Below are 3,326 nucleotides of genomic sequence, written 5' to 3' on the forward strand. Positions count from 1 at the left end.
ACACGATGCGGGCGGACATCTTCCTGTACGACCTGATGCAAGGTCCCATACCGGATGGGATCTCGTCGCAGGTTGTGAGCAGGGAGTTCGATCAGGCCCTGCAGGACATATACTCCCTCGAGACACAGGGTACCTACAGGAATGTCTCTGTCGTCATCAAGAAAGAGGCGACTCCCGTGGGCGGCCGCCTCACGTTCTTTCACGGTGTTCTCGCCTATGAGCAGAACAACATCAAGCTTATTTCCCATATCTACCTGACAGGTTGCCGGGGTCTGTTCATGAAGCTCAGGATCACCTATTTCAAAGACGCGAAGGTCCGCGAGGAACCCAATCTCGCCGCCTTTCTCGCCATGATCTCGGACATCACGAAGCCCCCTTCTCCGCCGTAGTCAGAGGACAGGGATACCACAGGACCGTTGCCTAAACTTGTAGTGTGATTATGCGATAACATGATGAGGAACGGCATGCGTCCGCACACGGGGCCGGTCCAATCTGGATGTTGACTTCTTTGGATGCCTGGTCTATGGTTTAGCGGACGTATCACCCGTCACCCGGGAAGCAGCTATGAACGACACCGTGGGAACCCGTCAGGAATTGATCGAAGAGATAAGAGCGCTGAAAAAGAGGATCGCGGACCTGGAACTCCTGGAGGCCGAAGGCCGACATGCCCGGGAAGTTCTGCAAGAGAGCGTGGAGGAATACCGGGACATCTTCGAGAACGCCATGATGGGCATGTTCCGGAGCACGCCCGACGGGAAGTACCTGCGTGCCAACATGGCCCTTGCGAAGATCTATGGCTACTCTTCTCCCGATGAGTTGATGAGCGCCATCACGGACATCGCCGGGCAGCTCTACGTCGATCCCGGGGACCGCGAGAGGTGCATGGAGTATCTCGCCGAAAAGGACATGATCTATGGCCGCGAGATCGAGGTGTACCGCAGGGACGGGAGCAGGATGTGGATCTCGATGAACGCGAGAGTCGTCCGCGGCGCCGAGGGATCCCCGGTCTATTACGAGGGCATCGTCGAGGACATAACGCTCCGACGCCGGGCCGACGATGCGGTGCGATGGAATGCGGCCCTCCTTGAAGCGCAATTGAACACAGCGATCGATGGCATACTGGTGGTCGATGAGGACCACAAGGATCTCGTTCACAACCAGCGATTCGTCGACATGTGGAACATTCCCCGGCATATCCTGGATGATGGGGACACTACCGCCCGTCTTGAGCATATCGCGGCCCAGGTCATGGACCCTGACGGGTTTGTTGAGAAGGTACTGCATCTCTATGACCATTCCCGCGAGACGAGCAGGGATGAGATCGAAATGAAGAACGGCATGGTCCTCGACCGCCACTCGGCCCCCGTGCTTGGAGAGGACGGACATCACTATGGGAGGATATGGACATTCCGGGACATCACCGAACGAAAGCGGGCCGAACAGCAACTGCATGAATCGCAAAGGAGGCTGGCGGACATCATCGAGTTCCTCCCCGACGCGACCCTGGCGATAGACCGGGCAGGAAAGGTCATAGCCTGGAACAGGGCCATAGAGACCATGACGGGCGTCAGCAAGGAGGATATGCTGGGAAAGGGCGATCATGAATACGCGCTGCCCTTCTACGGGACACGGCGGCCCATCCTTATCAACTTCGTGACCATCTGGGACGACGAGATGGAAAAACAGTATTCCTTTATAAAGAAGGACGGTGACACCCTGTACACGGAAACCGACGTGCCCTTCGTGCGCGGGCAGAAGAGGAACCTCTGGGGGAAGGCGGGCCCCCTCTATGACATCCACGGGAATGTCGTGGGGGCCATCGAGTCCATCCGGGATATCACGGAGCGGAAGGAAGCGGTGCGGGAGCTCTTTGCCGAAAAGGAGAAGATGCGCAGTCTTTCCGAGAATGCCCCGATCGGCATGGCCCTCATCGACAGGACAGGCAGCTTCGTCTATATCAATCCGAGGTTCAAGGCGATATTTGGTTACGACCTCACCGACATCCCGAACGGAAGGACGTGGTTCAGAAAGGCATATCCCGATGAGGCCTACCGGCGACGGGTCATAAAGGCGTGGCTTGACTATCTCGGGACAGGCGGCCTCAGGAATCAGGGCGTTTACAGCGTGGTGTGCAAGAACGGATCGACCAGGGTGATCAGCTTCATCCCCGTGCAACTCGGCAACGGGGATGTTATCATGGTGTGTGAGGATATCACCGAGCGCAAGAGGCTGGAAGCACAGCTCGTGAACGCTCAGAAGATGGAGGCGGTCGGCACGCTCTCGGGTGGCATCGCCCATGATTTCAACAACATCCTCATGGGTATCCAGGGCTACATCTCGCTCATGATGATCGATACAGGTCAGGGCCATCCCCATCACGAGTGGCTGAGGAACATCGAGGAACTGGTGAGGAACGCGGCGGACCTGACGAGGCAGCTCCTCGGGTTCGCGCGGGGCGGCAAGTACGACGTCAAGCCGTTCAGCATGAACGAACTTGTCGAGAAGACCTCCGCCATGTTTGGAAGGACAAAGAAGGAGATCGTCATCCACCACGGGTACCAGGCCGATATCTGGCCCGTCGAGGCGGACCAGGGGCAGATAGAGCAGGTCCTTCTCAACCTTTATCTCAACGCCTGGCAGGCGATGCCCGCGGGCGGGGTCCTGTCCCTGGGGACGAGGAACACCGTCCTCGCGGCCGCGGAGGCAGAGGTCCATTCCGTGGCGCCGGGGAGATACGTGTGCACCTTTATCACCGACAGTGGTGTCGGTATGGACGAGAAGACGAAAGAGAGGATCTTCGAACCCTTCTTCACGACGAAAGAACTTGGCAGGGGAACGGGATTGGGACTCGCCATGGTGTACGGTATCGTGAAGAACCACAACGGGTATATCGATGTGGAGAGCGAACCCGGCAAAGGGTCCACCTTCCGGTTCTGCCTTCCCGCGTCGGGAAAGGACATTGCCCGTGTGCGGTTAGAGACTGCCGAGATGGCAAGAGGCGCGGGGACGGTACTTCTTGTGGATGACGAGCCCGCGGTCCTCACCGTCAGCAAGGCCATGATCGAGTCTCTGGGGTACGCGGTGCACGCCGTCCGGAACGGGGGGGAGGCGATCTCTCTTTACGGGGAAAAAAAGGACTCCATCGACCTCATCGTTCTCGACATGATCATGCCCGGCCTGTCGGGAAGTGAGACCTTCGATCGTATACGGGAGCTGAACCCTGAGGCGAGGGTGATCCTCTCCAGCGGCTACAGCCTCAACGAACAGGCGCGCAGCATCATGGAAAAGGGATGCAGGGGCTTCGTCCAGAAGCCTTTCACCATAGC

At 58.2% G+C, this 3,326-nt stretch carries 2 protein-coding genes; both read left to right on the forward strand.

Annotation, left to right across the window (positions count from 1 at the left end; all coding sequences use genetic code 11):
* Positions 1 to 389, forward strand: a 389-nt coding sequence (locus GXX82_04940; GenBank protein ID NLT22374.1) for a hypothetical protein, incomplete at its 5' end; no start/stop codon positions are given.
* Between the two features lie 175 nt (positions 390 to 564).
* The coding region (locus GXX82_04945; protein NLT22375.1) for a PAS domain S-box protein at positions 565 to 3,326 on the forward strand (2,762 nt) is incomplete at its 3' end.

Origin of the sequence: Syntrophorhabdus sp., assembly GCA_012719415.1 — a bacterium.
Lineage (GTDB): Bacteria > Desulfobacterota > Syntrophorhabdia > Syntrophorhabdales > Syntrophorhabdaceae > Delta-02.